General features: G+C 74.2%; 13 protein-coding genes and 1 pseudogene. 10 read left to right on the top strand and 4 right to left on the bottom strand.

From position 1 onward, the window contains the following. Nucleotides 1–73: 73 nt before the first annotated feature. The 3 genes from FKM96_RS21995 to FKM96_RS19430 all read right to left on the bottom strand — a co-directional run bounded on the left by FKM96_RS21995 (nucleotide 74) and on the right by FKM96_RS19430 (nucleotide 4314). Complete coding sequence (locus tag FKM96_RS21995) at nucleotides 74–1531, bottom strand: DUF4190 domain-containing protein (RefSeq protein ID WP_147796629.1); 1458 nt, start codon at nucleotides 1529–1531, stop codon at nucleotides 74–76. Nucleotides 1532–1672: 141 nt separating this feature from the next. After that, nucleotides 1673–2425 carry an MBL fold metallo-hydrolase gene (locus tag FKM96_RS19425; protein ID WP_168217054.1) on the bottom strand — a complete coding sequence of 251 codons (753 nt, stop codon included), beginning with the start codon at nucleotides 2423–2425 and terminating at the stop codon, nucleotides 1673–1675. Next, nucleotides 2422–4314 (bottom strand): glycoside hydrolase family 15 protein, encoded by a 1893-nt coding sequence (locus FKM96_RS19430; protein ID WP_371300456.1) that lies wholly within the window; start codon nucleotides 4312–4314, stop codon nucleotides 2422–2424. The genes FKM96_RS19425 and FKM96_RS19430 overlap by 4 nt, the downstream gene beginning before the upstream one ends. A 93-nt stretch (nucleotides 4315–4407) precedes the next feature. On the opposite strand from FKM96_RS19430, the gene uvrA reads away from it, so the two are divergent. Continuing rightward, the gene (uvrA, locus tag FKM96_RS19435) at nucleotides 4408–7281 is read left to right on the top strand and encodes an excinuclease ABC subunit UvrA (protein ID WP_246855091.1); all 2874 of its coding nucleotides are present in this window, start codon (nucleotides 4408–4410) and stop codon (nucleotides 7279–7281) included. Between the two features lie 12 nt (nucleotides 7282–7293). Here uvrA and FKM96_RS19440 read toward each other — a convergent pair whose 3' ends face one another. Next, nucleotides 7294–7815: an OsmC family protein gene (locus tag FKM96_RS19440; RefSeq protein WP_147796631.1), complete on the bottom strand. Its 522-nt coding sequence runs from the start codon at nucleotides 7813–7815 to the stop codon at nucleotides 7294–7296. A 68-nt stretch (nucleotides 7816–7883) separates the two neighbouring features. Between FKM96_RS19440 and uvrC the strand changes: the two genes are divergently transcribed. The 9 genes and pseudogenes from uvrC to FKM96_RS19485 all read left to right on the top strand — a co-directional run bounded on the left by uvrC (nucleotide 7884) and on the right by FKM96_RS19485 (nucleotide 17096). Beyond that, on the top strand, nucleotides 7884–10031 hold the full coding sequence (uvrC, locus tag FKM96_RS19445; RefSeq protein ID WP_147796632.1) for an excinuclease ABC subunit UvrC: 2148 nt from the start codon (nucleotides 7884–7886) through the stop codon (nucleotides 10029–10031). Then, nucleotides 10028–10975: an RNase adapter RapZ gene (gene rapZ, locus FKM96_RS19450; protein ID WP_147796633.1), complete on the top strand. Its 948-nt coding sequence runs from the start codon at nucleotides 10028–10030 to the stop codon at nucleotides 10973–10975. Before uvrC ends, rapZ begins: the two co-directional genes overlap by 4 nt. Next, a complete protein-coding gene (yvcK, locus tag FKM96_RS19455) occupies nucleotides 10972–11952 on the top strand; it encodes a uridine diphosphate-N-acetylglucosamine-binding protein YvcK (RefSeq protein WP_147796634.1) in 981 nt (326 codons plus the stop codon). Before rapZ ends, yvcK begins: the two co-directional genes overlap by 4 nt. A 4-nt stretch (nucleotides 11953–11956) precedes the next feature. After that, the gene (whiA, locus tag FKM96_RS19460) at nucleotides 11957–12937 is read left to right on the top strand and encodes a DNA-binding protein WhiA (RefSeq protein ID WP_147796635.1); all 981 of its coding nucleotides are present in this window, start codon (nucleotides 11957–11959) and stop codon (nucleotides 12935–12937) included. A 232-nt stretch (nucleotides 12938–13169) separates the two neighbouring features. Beyond that, on the top strand, nucleotides 13170–14174 hold the full coding sequence (gene gap, locus FKM96_RS19465; RefSeq protein WP_147796636.1) for a type I glyceraldehyde-3-phosphate dehydrogenase: 1005 nt from the start codon (nucleotides 13170–13172) through the stop codon (nucleotides 14172–14174). A gap of 135 nt (nucleotides 14175–14309) precedes the next feature. After that, entirely contained in the window at nucleotides 14310–15500 is a 1191-nt protein-coding gene (gene pgk / locus FKM96_RS19470) for a phosphoglycerate kinase (protein WP_147796637.1), read from the top strand. Nucleotides 15501–15505: 5 nt separating this feature from the next. After that, nucleotides 15506–16301, top strand: a pseudogene (gene tpiA, locus FKM96_RS19475) (triose-phosphate isomerase). Between the two features lie 183 nt (nucleotides 16302–16484). After that, nucleotides 16485–16727, top strand: coding sequence for a preprotein translocase subunit SecG (gene secG, locus FKM96_RS19480; RefSeq protein WP_146837079.1), 243 nt, complete (start codon nucleotides 16485–16487; stop codon nucleotides 16725–16727). Nucleotides 16728–16739: 12 nt separating this feature from the next. Then, nucleotides 16740–17096, top strand: a complete 357-nt coding sequence (locus tag FKM96_RS19485) for an RNA polymerase-binding protein RbpA (protein ID WP_147796638.1) — start codon at nucleotides 16740–16742, stop codon at nucleotides 17094–17096. Nucleotides 17097–17280: the final 184 nt, after the last annotated feature.

Consider the following 17280-nt stretch of genomic DNA (forward strand, 5'->3'; position numbering starts at 1 on the left):
GCACGACGGCCCGCGGACGCACGACGGCCCCGGGGCGAGCTGCCCCGGGGCCGTCGTGCGCAGGCGGCAGGCGTCAGCCGCCGATCTCGCTCTCGCAGCTGATCGCGTACTCGACGCGGTTGCCGCAGGTCGAGCCGAACGACTCGTACTCCGTGCCGAGGTCGGACGCCCAGTACAGGTCGTCGCACGCGGTGCCGCTGCCGCCCTGGCAGGCGTCCCACAGGGCGTCGAGCTCGGGGTCGTCGCCGTAGGCCTGCGCGCCGGTGCTGCTCCCGAGGTCGGTGCCCTCGTCCGTGCCCTCGTCGGTGCCGTCGGTCGCGCCGGAGTCGCAGTAGCTGCTGCCGTCGGTGGTCCCGCCGCAGGTCCGGCCGAACTCCTCGTACTCCGAGCCGGAGGGCGCCGTGGACCACAGGGAGTCGCACGCGGCGAGGTCGCCGGACGCGCAGCCGTCCCACAGGCCGTCGAGCTCGGCGTCGTCGCCGTAGGCCCACCGGGTCGGGTCGACGGAGGTGCACAGGGTGCTGCCGTCGGTGCGCCCGCCGCAGGTGTTCCCGAACTCCTCGTCGTCCGAGCCGGACGACGAGTCGAAGTACAGGTCGTCGCACGCCTCCATGTCGCCGGAGGCGCAGGAGGACCGCAGGTCGGCCATGCGGTTGTTGTGCGAGGCGATCGCGGCGCCGACGGTCACGCCGATGACGACCCAGCTGAGCACGCCCAGACCACCGAGGACGAGGCCGGCGATGGCGAGGCCGCGGCCCTGCGTGCCGTCCCGCTTCGTGCGGCGCAGGCCGAGGATGCCGAGCACGATCGCCACCACGCCGGTCCCGAGGATGCCGGTGACGAGGGCGGCGATGGACACGCCGTCGGTCCGCGGCGCCTGCTGGTACTGGTTCGGCGAGTACGGGGCCTGGGGGTAGCCGCCGCCCGGGTAGCCACCGCCCGGCGCCGGGTAGCCGCCGCCTGACGCGGGGTAGCCGCCACCGGGTGCCGGGTAGCCGCCGCCCGTGCCGGGGTAGCCCGCACCCGGGGCCGGGTACCCGGCGCCCGGCTGCTGCGCCTGGTCGCCGCCCGGCTGCGCGGACGCGCCGCCCTGCCCGGGGTAGCCGGGCGTCGGGTAGCCGCCCTCCTGCGGGGTGGAGCCCTGCCCTGCACCGGGGGCGGCGTACGGCGAGGACGCCGGGTACGCGGCGGTCGGCGCGTCGGAGCCGGGCGCGCCCGACGTCGGGTACGCGGCCGTCGGCGTGTCCTGGCCCGGGGCACCGTACGGGGAGGCCGTGGGGTACGCCGCGGTGGGCGTGGTCGGGTACGCCGCGGTGGGGGCGTCGGAGCCGGACGTCGGCGGGGTGGGCCACGACGGGGCGGCCTCGTAGCCGGAGGGTGCGGGGCCGGAGGCCGGGGTGGCCTCGTAGCCCGAGGGCGCGGGGGCGGCGGGCCGCTCGGCGCCGCTGCCCGGCGTGGGCCAGGCGCTGCTGCCGGGCTGCTGCTCGGGCTGCTGCCCGGGTTCCGGCGTGGCACTGCCGTCGTTCGACATGGACGTCCTCTCGCTCCTTGTGACGGACCTGTGCGTCACTATGGCAGACGGCCTTCTCACCAGGGCGGCGGCGTCCACGTCCGACATGTCCTGTTCACCCGCGGGCGCGGCCGGGCACGCCGGGATCACCCGGACGTCGGGTCACCAGCCCCGCGCGCGCCACTCCGCCAGGTGCGGCCGCTCGGCCCCGAGCGTGGTGTCCCGACCGTGCCCGGGGTAGACCCAGGTGTCGTCGCGGAACCGCCCGAACACCCGGTCCTCGAGGTCGGCCATGAGCGCGCCGAACGCCGCCGGGTCGGTGGTACGGCCGGGCCCGCCGGGGAACAGGGAGTCGCCGGTGAGCAGGTGGACGCGGCCCGGGACGGCGTCGGGCGCGCGGGCGTCGTCGGGCTCCCGGTAGGCGAGCGCGATCGCGCCGGGCGAGTGCCCGCGCAGCGCGACCACCTCGAGCCGGAGGGCGCCCACCTCGAGGACGTCGCCGTGCGCGAGCGCGCGCGGCACGGTGGTGCCGGCGGCCTCGGCCACGGCGTCCGCGTCGGCGGCCCCGGCGGCGTGGTCGGCGCCCGTCGCGGCGAGGACCCCGGCGAGGGCGCCGAGGTGGTCCCGGTGCCGGTGGGTCGTGACGACGAGCACGAGGGGCCCGGCGGGCGCCTCGCCCGGCACCCCGGCGCGGGCCAGGTCGAGCAGCCGGTCCGGCTCCGCGGCCGCGTCGACGAGCAGCCGCGCTCCGGTGCGCCGGCAGGCGAGCACGTACGCCTCGTTGTCCATCGGCCCGACGGACAGCTTGCGCAGCACGACCTCGTCGAGCACCCGGACGGCCGCCGGCCCTCCCGGCACGACGTCCCCGGTGTACCCGGCTCCCGCGACGTCCCCGACGGCCGCGCCCCCGCTCACGGCCGCCCCACCGCCTCGCCCCGCGGCTCCGGCGCCCCGCCGCGGCCGAGCGCCTCGTCGTGGCTGTGCACCGCCCGCACGAGGGCCAGGTGCGACAGCGCCTGCGGCACGTTGCCGATCATCCGCCCGGTCGCGGGGTCGTACTCCTCGGCGAGCAGCCCGACGTCGGTGCGCAGGCCGTCGAGGACGTCGAGGACGGCGGTGGCCCCGTCGACGTCGCCCTGCCGGGCGAGCGCGTCGGCGAGCCAGCCCGAGCACGCGAGGAACGGGTGCTCGGAGCCGCGCAGCCCGTCGTCGGTGCGGTCGGTGCGGTACCGCAGCAGCAGGCCGGGTGCGACCTCGAGCTCGGCCCGCACAGCGGCCACGGTGCCGACGAGCCGAGGGTCGTCGGCAGGCAGGAAGCCCACGAGGACGAGCTGGAGCAGGGCCGCGTCGGTGTGGGTGGCGCCGTAGTGCTGCACGAAGGTGTTCCGCTCCGCGTCCCAGGCGTGCGCGAGGACGTCGGCGTGCACGGCGTCCCGCTCCCGGCGCCACCGCTCGACGGGGCCGGGCAGGCCCTGCTCCTCGACGGCGCGGACCGCCCGGTCGAGCGCGACCCAGGCCATCACCTTGGAGTGCGTGAAGTGCCGGGGGTCGCCGCGCACTTCCCAGATCCCGCTGTCGGGACGGCGCCACGTCCGGCAGAGGTGCTCGACCAGGTGGGACTGCAGCGACCAGGAGTCGTCGCCCTCGGTCACGCCCGAGGTCCGGGCGAGGTGGAGCGCCGCCATGACCTCCCCGAGGACGTCGTTCTGCACCTGCCCGACGGCGGCGTTGCCCACGCGGACGGGCCGCGAGCCGGCGTAGCCGGGCAGGTGGTCGAGGGTGCGCTCGGTGAGCTCCCGCGAGCCGTCGACGCCGTACATGATCTGCACCTGCGCGGGGTCGCCGGCGACGGCGCGGAGCAGCCACTGGCGCCAGGCCTGGGCCTCGTGCCGGTAGCCGTGCTCCAGCAGGGCCTCGAGGGTCATGGCGGCGTCCCGGAGCCAGCAGTACCGGTAGTCCCAGTTCCGCTCGCCGCCCGGGTCCTCGGGGAGCGAGGTTGTCGCTGCCGCGACGATGCCCCCGGTCTCGGAGTCGGTGAGCAGCCGGAGCACGAGCAGGGACCGGACGACGGCGTCCCGGTAGGTGCCGCGGTACCGGGCCGACCGGGCCCAGTGCGCCCACTGGTGCTCGGTCGCCTCGACGCGGTGCGCGAGCCGGGGCGCGCGGGGCACGGGCTTCCAGGACGGCACCCAGGTGAGGGAGAGGCCGACGCTCCCGCCCTCCGCGAGCGTGAACTCGTCGGCGTGCCCGCGGTGGGGACCACCGCCGGGGCGGGGGAGCCGGTCGCCGCGCAGCACGAGGCTGTCCGGACCGGCGACGGCGCGGATGACCTCGGCGCCGTCGGGGTCGGTCACGCGGTGCACCCAGGGCACCACGGCGCCGTAGCCGAACCGCACGACCCACTCGTGCCGCAGCCGCACGGACCCGCGGGTGACCGTGACCCGCCGGACGAGGTCGCACCGGCCGTCGCCGAGCGGCATGGCGTCGAGCAGCACGGCCGTCCCGGTGGGCGTCTCGAACGTCGTCTCGAGCACGAACGAGTCGTCGAGGTACCGGCGCGTGACGCGGGTGGCGTCGGGCGCGGTCAGCAGCCAGCGGCCGTGCTCCGGGCCGCCGAGGAGCGCGGCGAAGCACGCGGGGGAGTCGAAGCGTGGCGGGCACAGCCAGTCGACCGAGCCGGTGCGCGACACGAGGGCGGCGGTCCGGCCGTCGCCGAGCACGGCGTACTCGCCGATGGGCGTCGGGGTCGTGGGCGCGGGGCCCGTCCCGGGGGTGGGGTCCGTCACGACGGCGCGGTCGGTCACGGTCCTCATCATGCGCCGACCAGGGGCGACGGCGCAGGTCGGGCAGCCTTTACGGTTCGAACACATGTGCGCATGTCGGTGGTCCGCCGTAGCATGCTGCGCGTGAATGATCGTCTGGTGGTCCAGGGGGCCCGCGAGCACAACCTGCGCAACGTCGACCTGGACCTCCCGCGCGACAGGCTCATCGTGTTCACGGGCCTGTCCGGGTCCGGGAAGTCGTCGCTGGCCTTCGACACCATCTTCGCCGAGGGGCAGCGCCGCTACGTCGAGTCGCTGTCCGCGTACGCGCGCCAGTTCCTCGGCCAGATGGACAAGCCCGACGTCGACTTCATCGAGGGGCTGTCGCCCGCGGTGTCGATCGACCAGAAGTCGACCAACCGCAACCCGCGGTCGACCGTCGGCACGATCACCGAGGTCTACGACTACCTGCGCCTCCTGTTCGCCCGCGCCGGCACGCAGCACTGCCCGGTGTGCGGGGAGCGCGTGACCGCGCAGACGCCGCAGCAGATCGTCGACCGGCTGCTGGAGCTGCCCGAGGGCACCCGCTACCAGGTGCTCGCGCCGGTGGTGCGCGGCCGCAAGGGCGAGTACGCCGATCTGTTCAAGGAGCTGCAGGCCAAGGGCTTCGCCCGCGCCCGCGTGGACGGCGAGGTCGTGCAGCTCGCCGAGCCGCCGACGCTGGAGAAGAAGCTCAAGCACGACATCGAGGTCGTCGTCGACCGCCTCGTGTCGCGCGAGGGCGTCCAGCGCCGCCTGACCGACTCGGTGGAGACCGCGCTCGGCCTCGCCGGCGGCCTGCTGGTCGTCGACATGGTCGACCTCGACGCGGACGACCCGGAGCGGGAGCGCCGGTTCTCCGAGAACCGCGCGTGCCCGAACGACCACCAGCTCACGCTGGAGGAGATCGAGCCCCGGACGTTCTCGTTCAACGCGCCGTACGGCGCGTGCCCGGAGTGCACCGGCATCGGCTCGCGCCTCGAGGTCGACCCCGAGCTGGTCGTCCCGGACGACGACCTGTCGCTGCGCGACGGCGCGGTGGCCCCGTGGGCGCAGATCTCGTCGGAGTACTTCGAGCGGGTGCTGACCGCGCTGGCCGACGACCTCGGGTTCTCGATGGACCAGCCGTGGCGGGCGCTGCCGGAGCGCGCCAAGAAGGCCGTGCTGTTCGGCGAGAACCACAAGGTGCACGTCAAGTACAAGAACCGCTGGGGCCGTGAGCGCCAGTACTCCACGGGCTTCGAGGGCGTGGTGACGTTCCTGGAGCGCCGCCACGGCGAGACCGAGTCCGAGTGGAGCAAGGAGAAGTACGAGGCCTACATGCGGGAGGTGCCGTGCCCCGTGTGCGAGGGGACGCGGCTCAAGCCCGAGGTGCTGGCCGTGCGGGTCGGCGGCAAGTCCATCGCCGCGGTGTGCGCGCTGCCCATCCGCGAGGCCAAGGAGTTCCTCGACGGCCTCGAGCTCGGCGTGCGCGAGCGGCAGATCGCCGAGCAGGTGCTCAAGGAGATCCAGGCCCGGCTCGGCTTCCTGCTCGACGTCGGCCTCGACTACCTGTCGCTCATGCGCGCCGCGGCGACGCTCTCCGGCGGCGAGGCCCAGCGCATCCGGCTCGCGACCCAGATCGGGTCCGGCCTGGTGGGTGTGCTGTACGTGCTGGACGAGCCGTCGATCGGCCTGCACCAGCGGGACAACCGCCGCCTCATCGACACGCTGACCCGGCTGCGCGACCTCGGCAACACGCTGATCGTGGTCGAGCACGACGAGGACACCATCCGCACCGCGGACTGGATCGTCGACGTGGGCCCCGGAGCGGGCGAGCACGGCGGCAACGTGGTGCACTCCGGCGACCTCGCGGGCCTGCTGGCGTCGCGCGAGTCGATGACCGGCGCGTACCTGTCCGGCCGCCGCTCGATCCCCATGCCCGCGCAGCGGCGCAAGGTTGACAAGAAGCGCCAGGTCACGGTGCACGGCGCGCGCGAGCACAACCTCAAGAACGTCGACGTGTCGTTCCCGCTCGGGACGTTCACGGCCGTGACCGGCGTGTCCGGCTCCGGCAAGTCGACGCTGGTGAACTCGATCCTCTACACGGTCATGGCGAACGAGCTGAACGGCGCCCGCCGGGTGGCCGGTCGGCACAAGCGGGTCAGCGGACTGGACCAGCTCGACAAGGTCGTGCACGTCGACCAGGGCCCGATCGGCCGCACCCCGCGGTCGAACCCGGCCACCTACACCGGCGTCTGGGACCGGATCCGCAAGCTGTTCGCCGAGACGACCGAGGCGAAGGTCCGCGGCTACACCGCCGGGCGGTTCTCGTTCAACGTCAAGGGCGGCCGCTGCGAGGCCTGCTCCGGCGACGGCACGCTGAAGATCGAGATGAACTTCCTGCCCGACGTGTACGTGCCCTGCGAGGTCTGCCACGGCGCGCGGTACAACCGCGAGACGCTCGAGGTGCACTTCAAGGGCAAGACGGTCGCGGACGTGCTGGACATGCCGATCGAGGAGGCCGCGGAGTTCTTCGCCGCGGTGCCCGCGATCGCCCGGCACCTCACCACGCTCGTCGACGTCGGCCTCGGCTACGTCCGGCTCGGCCAGCCCGCCCCGACGCTGTCCGGCGGCGAGGCGCAGCGCGTCAAGCTCGCGACCGAGCTGCAGCGCCGGTCCACCGGCCGCACGGTCTACGTGCTCGACGAGCCGACCACCGGCCTGCACTTCGAGGACATCCGCAAGCTCCTCGGCGTGCTGCAGGGCCTGGTCGACAAGGGCAACAGCGTGATCGTCATCGAGCACAACCTCGACGTGATCAAGAACGCCGACTGGATCATCGACATGGGTCCCGAGGGCGGCTCGGGCGGCGGCACGGTCGTCGCGCAGGGCACGCCGGAGCAGGTCGCGCGGGTCGCGGCCAGCCACACCGGGACGTTCCTGGCGGAGGTGCTGGACGAGCCGGCGGCGGAGCGCGCGAGCGCCTGAGCCGCCCGGGCGTCAGCCCGCCGAGCCGGCGCCCGCGGTCTCCAGGACCGCCGGCGCCGGCTCGGTCAGCACCGGGAACGTCACCGACCGGGCGATGAAGCAGTGCTCGTGCGCACGCCGGTGCAGGTCGGCCAGCTGCGCGTCGAGCGCGGCGCCGTCGGTCGCGGCGGACCCGCCCGGCCGGACGGTCACCTGCGGCCGCAGCACGACCTGGGTGAACTGGCCGTGGCCGGCCGCCTCGACCCGCATGGTCCCGCCGGCCCGGTCCGTGTAGCCGACGACCGCCACGCCCGACGTGGCGGCGAAGTGGAGGAACCAGAGCATGTGGCACTCGGCCAGCGCGGCGACGAGCAGCTCCTCGGGGTTGTGCCGCGCCGGGTCGCCCCGGAACGCCGGGTCGGCCGACGCGAGCACGGTCGGCTTCCCCGCGACCCGCACCTCGTGGTCGCGGCTGTACGCCGCGTACCCGGTGGTGCCCGTGGCGCCCGCGCCCGTCCAGACGACGTCGGCGGCGTACTCGTGCAGCAGTCCCATGCGGGCGACGGTACCGGCGCGCCGGGCCGTCGGCGCGGCTGTCGGTCCGGCGAACTACGGTGGCACGCATGGCTGACCCCGCCACCTACCGCCCCGCCCCGGGGGAGATCCCCGACCAGCCCGGCGTCTACCGGTTCCGCGACAAGGACGGCCGGGTCGTCTACGTCGGGAAGGCGAAGAGCCTGCGGTCCCGGCTGAACTCGTACTTCCAGGACGTCGCCGGCCTGCACCCGCGCACGCAGCAGATGGTCACGACGGCGGCTTCGGTGCAGTGGACGGTCGTCGGGACCGAGGTCGAGGCCCTGGCGCTGGAGTACTCCTGGATCAAGGAGTTCGACCCGCGGTTCAACGTGAAGTACCGCGACGACAAGTCGTACCCGTACCTGGCCGTGACGCTGGCCGACCAGTTCCCGCGCGTGCAGGTCATGCGCGGCGCGAAGCGGCCCGGCACCCGGTACTTCGGCCCGTACGCGCACGCGTGGGCGATCCGGGAGACCGTGGACCTGCTGCTCCGGGTGTTCCCGGTGCGCACCTGCTCGGCGGGGGTGTTCAAGCGCGCCAAGCAGCAGGGCCGGCCCTGCCTGCTCGGGTACATCGACAAGTGCTCGGCGCCGTGCGTCGGGAAGATCTCGCAGGAGGACCACCACGTCCTGGCCGAGGAGTTCGCCGACTTCATGGCGGGGGACACGGCCCGGTTCACCAGGCGGCTGACCCAGCGCATGCAGGAGGCGTCGGCGGAGCTCGACTTCGAGCGCGCGGCGCGGCTCCGCGACGACATCGGCGCCCTCAAGCGCGCCACCGAGAAGAACGCCGTGGTGCTGCAGGACGGCACGGACGCGGACATCTTCGCCCTCGCCGGCGACGAGCTCGAGGCCGCCGTCCAGGTGTTCCACGTGCGCGACGGCCGGATCCGCGGCCAGCGCGGCTGGGTCGTCGAGAAGGTCGAGGACGTGACGGACGCGCAGCTCGTCGAGCACCTGCTCCAGCAGGTGTACGGCGACACGCCCGCCGGCGACGACGGCGCGGCGGCGCAGGGCGCGGTCGCGGGCTCGGTGCCGCGCGAGGTGCTGGTCCCGGTGCTGCCGGACGACCTCGACCAGGTGCAGGCCTGGCTGTCCGGCCTGCGCGGCAGCCGGGTGCAGGTGCGGGTTCCGCAGCGGGGCGACAAGCACGAGCTGGCCGAGACGGTCCGGAAGAACGCCGAGCACGCGCTCGCGCTGCACCGCACCCGCCGGGCCGGCGACCTGACGACCCGCAGCCAGGCGCTGCAGGAGATCCAGGAGGCGCTGGGGCTCGACTCCGCGCCGCTGCGCATCGAGTGCTACGACGTCTCGCACAACCAGGGGACGTACCAGGTGGCGTCGATGGTGGTGTTCGAGGACGGCCTGGCCCGCAAGAGCGAGTACCGGACGTTCGGCATCCGCGGCCCGGAGGGCACGGGCGCGCGCGACGACACCGCGGCCATGCACGAGGTCATCACCCGCCGGTTCCGCCGGTACCTCGCCGAGCGCGAGCAGGCGGGCGACCTGGAGCTCGGCCTGGGGGAGGACCAGCTGGCCGAGGCGCTGGCGGACGCCGACGCCGGGCCGGTGCGGTCCGGCCCGATCGACGAGTCCACCGGGCGCCCGCAGCGGTTCGCCTACCCGCCCAACCTGGTCGTGGTCGACGGCGGCCCGCCGCAGGTCGCGGCCGCGGCGGCGGCGCTGGCGGAGCTCGGGATCGACGACGTCGCGCTGTGCGGCCTGGCGAAGCGGCTCGAGGAGGTGTGGCTGCCGGGGGAGGACTACCCGGTGATCCTGCAGCGCTCCTCGGAGGGCCTGTACCTGCTGCAGCGCGTCCGCGACGAGGCGCACCGGTTCGCGATCACCGCCCACCGCAAGAAGCGCAGCAAGGGGATGACGGTCTCGGCGCTCGACACCGTCCCGGGGCTCGGCCCCGCGCGGTCGGCCGCGCTGCTCAAGCACTTCGGCTCGCTCAAGCGGCTGAAGGCCGCCTCGGCGGAGGAGATCGCGACGGTGCCCGGCATGGGCGCGCGGACGGCGGCGGCGGTGGTGGCGGCGCTGGCCGGGGGCACCGAGCCCACCGGCGTCCCGGCGCCGGCCACCGGCGCGCGGGCCCGGGACGCCGACCCGGCCGCCCCGGCCACGGACGTGCCGGCCCGGGCCGCCGACCCGGCGGCGCCGACCGCCGACGCGCCTGGCATGCTGGGGTCATGAGCGACGAGACCTCGCCGATCACGGTCCCCCACGGCATCCCCGCGATCGAGGCCGCCACCGCGGCGCCCCGGGTCCGGCAGCCCCACGTCCTGATCATCACCGGCATGTCCGGCGCGGGCCGCACCCGCGCCGGCGCGGTGCTCGAGGACATGGGCTGGTACGTCGTCGACAACCTGCCCGCGCAGATGCTCACGCACCTCGTCGGCATGCTGACCCACGGCGGGCCGCCGAGCGCGGACCTGCGGATCGCGGCGGTCGTCGACGTCCGCGGGCGCGAGTTCTTCGCCGACCTCCTCGCGGTGCTCGCGCAGCTCCGCGAGTCGGGCATCGACTACCGGATCCTGTTCCTCGACGCCTCGGACGAGGTGCTGGTGCGCCGGTACGAGCAGGTGCGTCGCCCGCACCCGCTGCAGGGCGAGGGCCGGATCCTCGACGGCATCACGACGGAGCGCAGCCTGCTCTCGGACATCCGGGAGCGCGCGGACGTGCTGATCGACTCCTCGGAGACGAACGTGCACGAGCTCGGCCGGATCGTGCGCGCGGCGGTGTCCTCGGAGCAGGAGGAGGACGCGCTGCGGGTCAACGTGCTCTCGTTCGGCTTCAAGTACGGCATCCCGCTCGACGCGGACCACGTGGTCGACGTCCGGTTCCTGGCCAACCCGTACTGGATCACCGAGCTCCGGCACATGTCGGGCCGGGACGCGCCCGTGCGCGACTACGTCCTCGGTCTGCCCGGCGCCGTCGACTTCGTGGACCGGTACGTCGACGCGCTCGAGCCCGTCCTCGCCGGGTACCTGGCGGAGGAGAAGCGCTACGTGACGATCGCGGTCGGCTGCACCGGCGGCAAGCACCGGTCGGTCGCGATCAGCGAGGCCATCGCCGAGCGGCTGCGGTCCCGGGGGCAGCGCGTCACCGTGGCGGCGCGCGACCTCGGCAAGGAATGAACCCGTCCCGCGACGGGCACCCCGCGTTCGTCGCCCTGGGCGGCGGGCACGGGCTGTCCGCGTCCCTGTCGGCGCTGCGCCGCGTGACGGACCGGCTGACGGCGGTCGTGACGGTCGCGGACGACGGCGGGTCCTCCGGCCGGCTGCGCGACGAGCTCGACGTGCTGCCGCCCGGGGACCTGCGCATGGCGCTGTCCGCGCTGTGCGACGACTCCGACTGGGGCCGCACGTGGCGCGACGTGCTGCAGCACCGGTTCACCTCGGCGGGTGACCTGGACAAGCACGCGGTCGGCAACCTGCTGATCGTGGCGCTGTGGGAGCTGCTGGGCGACACGGTCGACGGCCTCGACTGGGTGGGCCGGCTGCTCGGCGCCCGCGGCCGCGTGCTCCCCATGGCGGCGGTGCCGCTGGCGATCGAGGCCGACGTCCGGCGGTCCGACGGACGCGTCGAGGTGGTGCGCGGGCAGAGCCACGTCGCCGTCGCGCGCGACCCCATCGAGGGCGTCCGGCTCGTGCCCGACCGCCCGCCGGCGCTGCCCGAGGCGGTCGCCGCGGTGGAGGAGGCGGACTGGGTCGTCCTGGGACCCGGCTCCTGGTACACGTCCGTGATCCCGCACCTGCTCGTGCCGGAGCTCGCCGAGGCGCTGCACCGGACGCCCGCGCGCAAGATCGTGCTGCTCAACCTCAGCCCCGACGCCGAGACCGCCGGCATGGGCCCGTGCGAGCACCTGGACGCGCTGCGCCAGCACGCCCCGGACCTCCGGCTGGACGCGGTCATCGCCGACCCCGGCGCCGTGGAGGACGTCGACGAGCTCGAGGAGCGCACGCGCGCGCAGGGCGGCCGGCTGCTGCTGCGCCAGGTGAGGCGCGGGGACGGCACGCCCCGGCACGACGCGCTGCGGCTGGCCGCGGCGATCAGCGACGTGGTCGAGGGCTACCTCGGCGACGTCGGCGCACCCCAGGGGATGGCAGGATGACCGCATGGCTCTGACGGCACAGGTGAAGGACGAGCTTGCGCGGCTCCAGGTCGACAAGACGTCGTGCCGGAAGGCGGAGGTGTCGGCGACGCTCCGGTTCGCGGGCGGGCTGCACATCATCTCGGGGCGGATCGTCATCGAGGCCGAGCTCGACACCGGGATGGCCGCACGCCGGCTCCGCGCCGCCATCGCCGAGGTGTACGGCCACCAGTCCGAGGTCATCGTGGTGTCCGGCGGCGGGCTGCGCCGCGGGAACCGGTACGTCGTGCGCGTCGTGAAGGACGGGGAGTCGCTCGCGCGGCAGACCGGCCTGCTCGACAACCGCGGGCGCCCGGTGCGCGGGCTGCCGCCGCAGATCGTCTCCGCCGGCGTGCAGGAGGCCGAGGCGGCGTGGCGCGGCGCGTTCCTGGCGCACGGCTCGCTCACCGAGCCCGGCCGGTCGTCGGCGCTCGAGGTGACCTGCCCCGGCCCGGAGGCCGCGCTGGCGCTGGTCGGGGCGGCGCGCCGCATGCAGATCCCGGCCAAGGCGCGCGAGGTGCGCAACGTCGACCGCGTGGTGATCCGCGACGGCGACGCCATCGCCGCGATGCTGGCCCGGCTCGGCGCGCACGAGACGCTGCTGGTCTGGGAGGAGCGCCGGGTCCGCCGCGAGGTGCGCGGCACCGCGAACCGCCTCGCCAACTTCGACGACGCGAACCTGCGCCGGTCGGCGCGGGCGGCCGTCGCCGCGGGTGCGCGCGTGGAGCGCGCGTTCGACATCCTCGGCGCCGACGTGCCCGAGCACCTGCGCGAGGCGGGGGAGCTGCGACTCGCCCACAAGGAGGCCTCGCTCGAGGAGCTCGGCAAGCTCGCCGACCCCGTGCTCACCAAGGACGCGGTGGCGGGCCGGATCCGCCGCCTGCTGGCGACGGCCGACAAGCGCGCGGCCGACCTCGGCATCCCGGACACCGAGTCCGGGCTGAGCCCCGACCTGCTGGACCTCTAGCAGGCCGCGGGGCAGCGGGTGAACGGCCGACCGCACCACGGGCGGCCGTCCCGCCGGCCAGACCTAGGTCCCTGCGGCACCCTGCGCTCGGGTATAGGCTCTAGGCCATCCGGAGATGTTCTGAGGGTCAAGTTCCTGTGACCGCGGCGTTTCCGGAGCGCACACCGGCGTGCGCAGTCCATCACCGCAACAGTGTGCGCTGGCCTGTGCCGGCGCGTGCCGAGGAGGGCAAGTGACCATCAAGGTCGGCATCAACGGCTTCGGCCGCATCGGGCGCAACTTCTACCGGGCCATCGTGGCGTCGGGCGCCGACATCGAGATCGTCGGCGTCAACGACCTGACGGACAACAAGACGCTGGCTCACCTGCTCAAGTACGACACCGTGCTGGGCCGCTTCCCGCTGAGCGTCGACTTCGACGACGACAACATCATCGTCGACGGCAAGAACATCCGCGCCCTCGCCGAGCGCGACCCGGCCAACCTCCCCTGGGCCGAGCTGGGCGCCGACATCGTCATCGAGTCGACCGGCTTCTTCACCGACGCCGAGAAGGCCAAGGCGCACATCGCCGCCGGTGCCAAGAAGGTCATCATCTCCGCCCCGGCGAAGAACGAGGACGGCACGTTCGTCGTCGGCGTGAACCACGAGTCGTACGACCCGGCCACGCAGCACATCATCTCGAACGCGTCGTGCACCACGAACTGCCTCGCCCCGCTGGCGAAGGCGCTCAACGACTCGATCGGCATCGAGCGTGGCCTCATGACCACGATCCACGCCTACACGGGTGACCAGAACCTGCAGGACGGCCCGCACAAGGACCTCCGCCGCGCCCGCGCCGCCGCGCAGAACATCGTCCCGACCTCGACCGGCGCCGCCAAGGCCGTCGCGCTCGTGCTGCCGGAGCTGAAGGGCAAGCTGGACGGCTACGCCCTGCGCGTCCCGACCATCACCGGCTCGGCGACCGACCTCACCTTCACCGCCTCCAAGGAGGTCACGGTCGAGCAGGTCAACGCCGCGGTCAAGGCTGCCGCCGAGGGCCCGCTCAAGGGCGTCCTGGCGTACGTCGAGGACGAGATCGTGTCCTCCGACATCGTCACGGACCCGCACCAGAGCATCTTCGACTCGAAGCTGACCAAGGTGTCGGGCGACCTGGTGAAGGTCGTGTCCTGGTACGACAACGAGTGGGGCTACTCCAACTCCCTCGTCACCCTCACCTCCTACGTCGGCGAGCGTCTCTGACCCTCAGCCGTCCGTAGCGACGCACATGCGCCCGCGCACGCCGGGGTCGGCCTCCGACCCCGGCGTGTCGCGGGCGCCGTCATGGACAGCCCCGGTCGTCGGCCCCGACGGCCCCGCGGAGCAAGGTAGGCAAGCATGAAGACCATCGAGGACCTCGGCGACCTGCGCGGCAAGCGCGTGCTCGTCCGTTCCGACTTCAACGTGCCGCTCGACGGCACGACCATCACCGACGACGGCCGCATCCGCGCCGCGCTGCCCACGCTGAAGGGCCTGCTCGACGCCGGCGCCCGCGTGGTCGTCACCGCGCACCTCGGCCGCCCGAAGGGCGAGCCCGACGCGAAGTACTCGCTGGCCCCCGTCGCCGCCCGCCTGGGCGAGCTGCTCGGCCAGCCGGTCGCCCTCGCCGAGGACGTCGTCGGCGAGTCCGCCAAGGCCACGGTCGCGGCGCTCGAGGACGGCCAGATCGCGCTGCTCGAGAACATCCGGTTCGACGCGCGCGAGACCTCCAAGGACGAGGCCGAGCGCGGCGCGCTGGCCGACGAGCTCGCGGCCCTCGCGGACGCGTTCGTGTCCGACGGCTTCGGCGTCGTGCACCGCAAGCAGGCGTCGGTCTACGACGTCGCGCTGCGCCTCCCGCACGCGGCCGGCTCCCTGGTCCTCACCGAGGTCGAGGCGCTGCGCAAGGCCGTCGAGGACCCGGAGCGCCCCTACGTGGTCGTGCTCGGCGGCTCGAAGGTCTCCGACAAGCTCGGCGTCATCGCGAACCTGCTGACCAAGGCCGACAAGCTGCTCATCGGCGGCGGCATGGTCTTCACCTTCCTCAAGGCCCAGGGCCACGAGGTCGGCTCCTCGCTGCTCGAGGAGGACCAGGTCGAGACCGTCAAGGGCTACCTCGCCCAGGCGCAGGAGTCCGGCGTCGAGATCGTGCTGCCCGTCGACATCGTCGCGGCCGACGGCTTCGCCGCCGACGCGCCGCACGAGACCGTCGACGCGGACAAGATCCCCGCCGGCAAGATGGGCCTGGACATCGGCCCGAAGTCGGGCGAGCTGTTCCGCGCGGCGATCCTCGACGCGAAGACCATCGCCTGGAACGGCCCGATGGGCGTGTTCGAGTTCCCGGCGTTCGCCGAGGGCACCAAGGCCGTCGCGCAGGCGCTCGTCGACACCGACGGCTTCTCCATCGTCGGCGGCGGCGACTCGGCCGCGGCCGTCCGTCGCCTCGGCTTCGACGAGGCCGGCTTCGGCCACATCTCGACCGGCGGCGGCGCGTCGCTGGAGCTCCTCGAGGGCAAGACCCTCCCCGGCATCGCGGTCCTGGAGGACTGATCCACATGGCACGTACCCCCCTCATCGCGGGCAACTGGAAGCTCAACCTCGACCACCACGAGGCCGTGCACCTGGTGCAGAAGCTCGCCTGGACCCTCAAGGACGCCAAGCACGACTTCGGCACCGCCGAGGTCGTCGTCCTGCCGTCGTTCACCAACATCCGCTCCGTGCAGACCCTGGTCGACGCGGACAAGCTGGAGATCGGCTACGGCGCGCAGGACGTGTCCGCGCACGCCTCACGCCTCCGGCGCGTACACCGGCGAGGTCTCGGCGGCGCAGCTCGCCAAGCTCGGCGTCACCTACGTGGCCACCGGCCACTCGGAGCGGCGCGAGTACCACGGCGAGTCCGACGCGGTCGTCGCGGCCAAGACGGTCGCCGCGCTCGGCGCCGGCATCACCCCGATCGTGTGCGTCGGCGAGGGCCTGGAGATCCGCAAGGCGGGCACCCACGTCGAGTACACCCTGACGCAGCTCGCGGGCTCGCTCGCGGGCGTCACCGAGGAGCAGGCGAAGACGGTCGTCATCGCCTACGAGCCCGTGTGGGCCATCGGCACCGGCGAGGTCGCCACCCCGGAGGACGCGCAGGAGGTCTGCGAGGCCATCCGCGGCAAGCTCGCCGAGCTGTACTCGGCCGAGGTCGCCGACGCCGTGCGCGTGCTCTACGGCGGCTCGGTGAAGTCCGGCAACGCCGCTCAGATCATCGGCAAGCCGGACGTCGACGGCGCGCTCGTCGGCGGCGCGTCGCTCGACGCCGAGGAGTTCGCGAAGATCGCGCGCTTCCAGGAGCACGTCGGCGCCTGAGCCCCCCGGGTCGGGGCGCGCGGCGGCAGCACGCCGGCGCGCGCCCCGGCCGACCGGGCGACCTGCGGCCCGATCCGGCCTGTCGTGCTGGATTCCTGCGCCGCGCGTCGCCTACCCTGGACCGCGGTCCACCCGACCGACCCCGCCCGGGGTCCCCCGACAGCGAGAAGAGCCAGACCCGCCGTGACAGCCCTCACCATCGCCCTCCAGGTCCTCCTGGTGGTCACGAGCCTGCTGCTCGTCCCGCTCGTCCTGCTGCACAAGGGCAAGGGCGGCGGTCTGTCCGACATGTTCGGCGGCGGCATCACCAGCAGCGCCGGGTCCTCCGGCGTGGCCGAGCGCAACCTCAACCGCATCACCGTGGGCGTCAGCCTCGTGTGGGCGGTCGTGATCGTGCTGCTCGGTCTCATCGAGCGCGTGAGCTGAGGGAGAGACCTCATGGCGAGCGGAAGTGCGATCCGGGGGTCCCGCGTCGGCGCGGGCCCCATGGGCGAGGCCGAGCGCGGCGACGCCGCGCCCCGCGTGTGGATCTCCTACTGGTGCGCGAACGGCCACGAGACCCGGCCGTCGTTCGCCGAGGAGGCCGCCGCCGAGGCGCCCGAGACCTGGGACTGCCCGCGCTGCGGCTTCCCGGCGGGCCAGGACGAGGCGAACCCGCCGTCGCCGGTGCGCAACGAGCCGTACAAGACCCACCTGGCCTACGTGAAGGAGCGCCGGTCCGCCGAGGACGGCGAGGCGATCCTGGACGAGGCCCTGGCCGCGCTCCGCGCCCGCCGTCGCGGCGGGGTGCGCTGAGCCGGCACCCGCACGCCCCGCGCGAGGGCCCCGCAGCAGCAGCTGCGGGGCCCTCGCCGCGTCCGGCGGCAGCGGGGATCCCCGCCGAGGTCGAGCGCTTCCGCCGAGGTCGAGCGTTTCGGGCCGCCGTGAACCGGCGAACCCTCGACCTCGCCGGGTTCGCCGACCGGGCGCGGTGCGCCGA

The sequence above is a fragment of the Cellulomonas sp. Y8 genome (assembly GCF_008033115.1).
Lineage (GTDB): Bacteria > Actinomycetota > Actinomycetes > Actinomycetales > Cellulomonadaceae > Cellulomonas.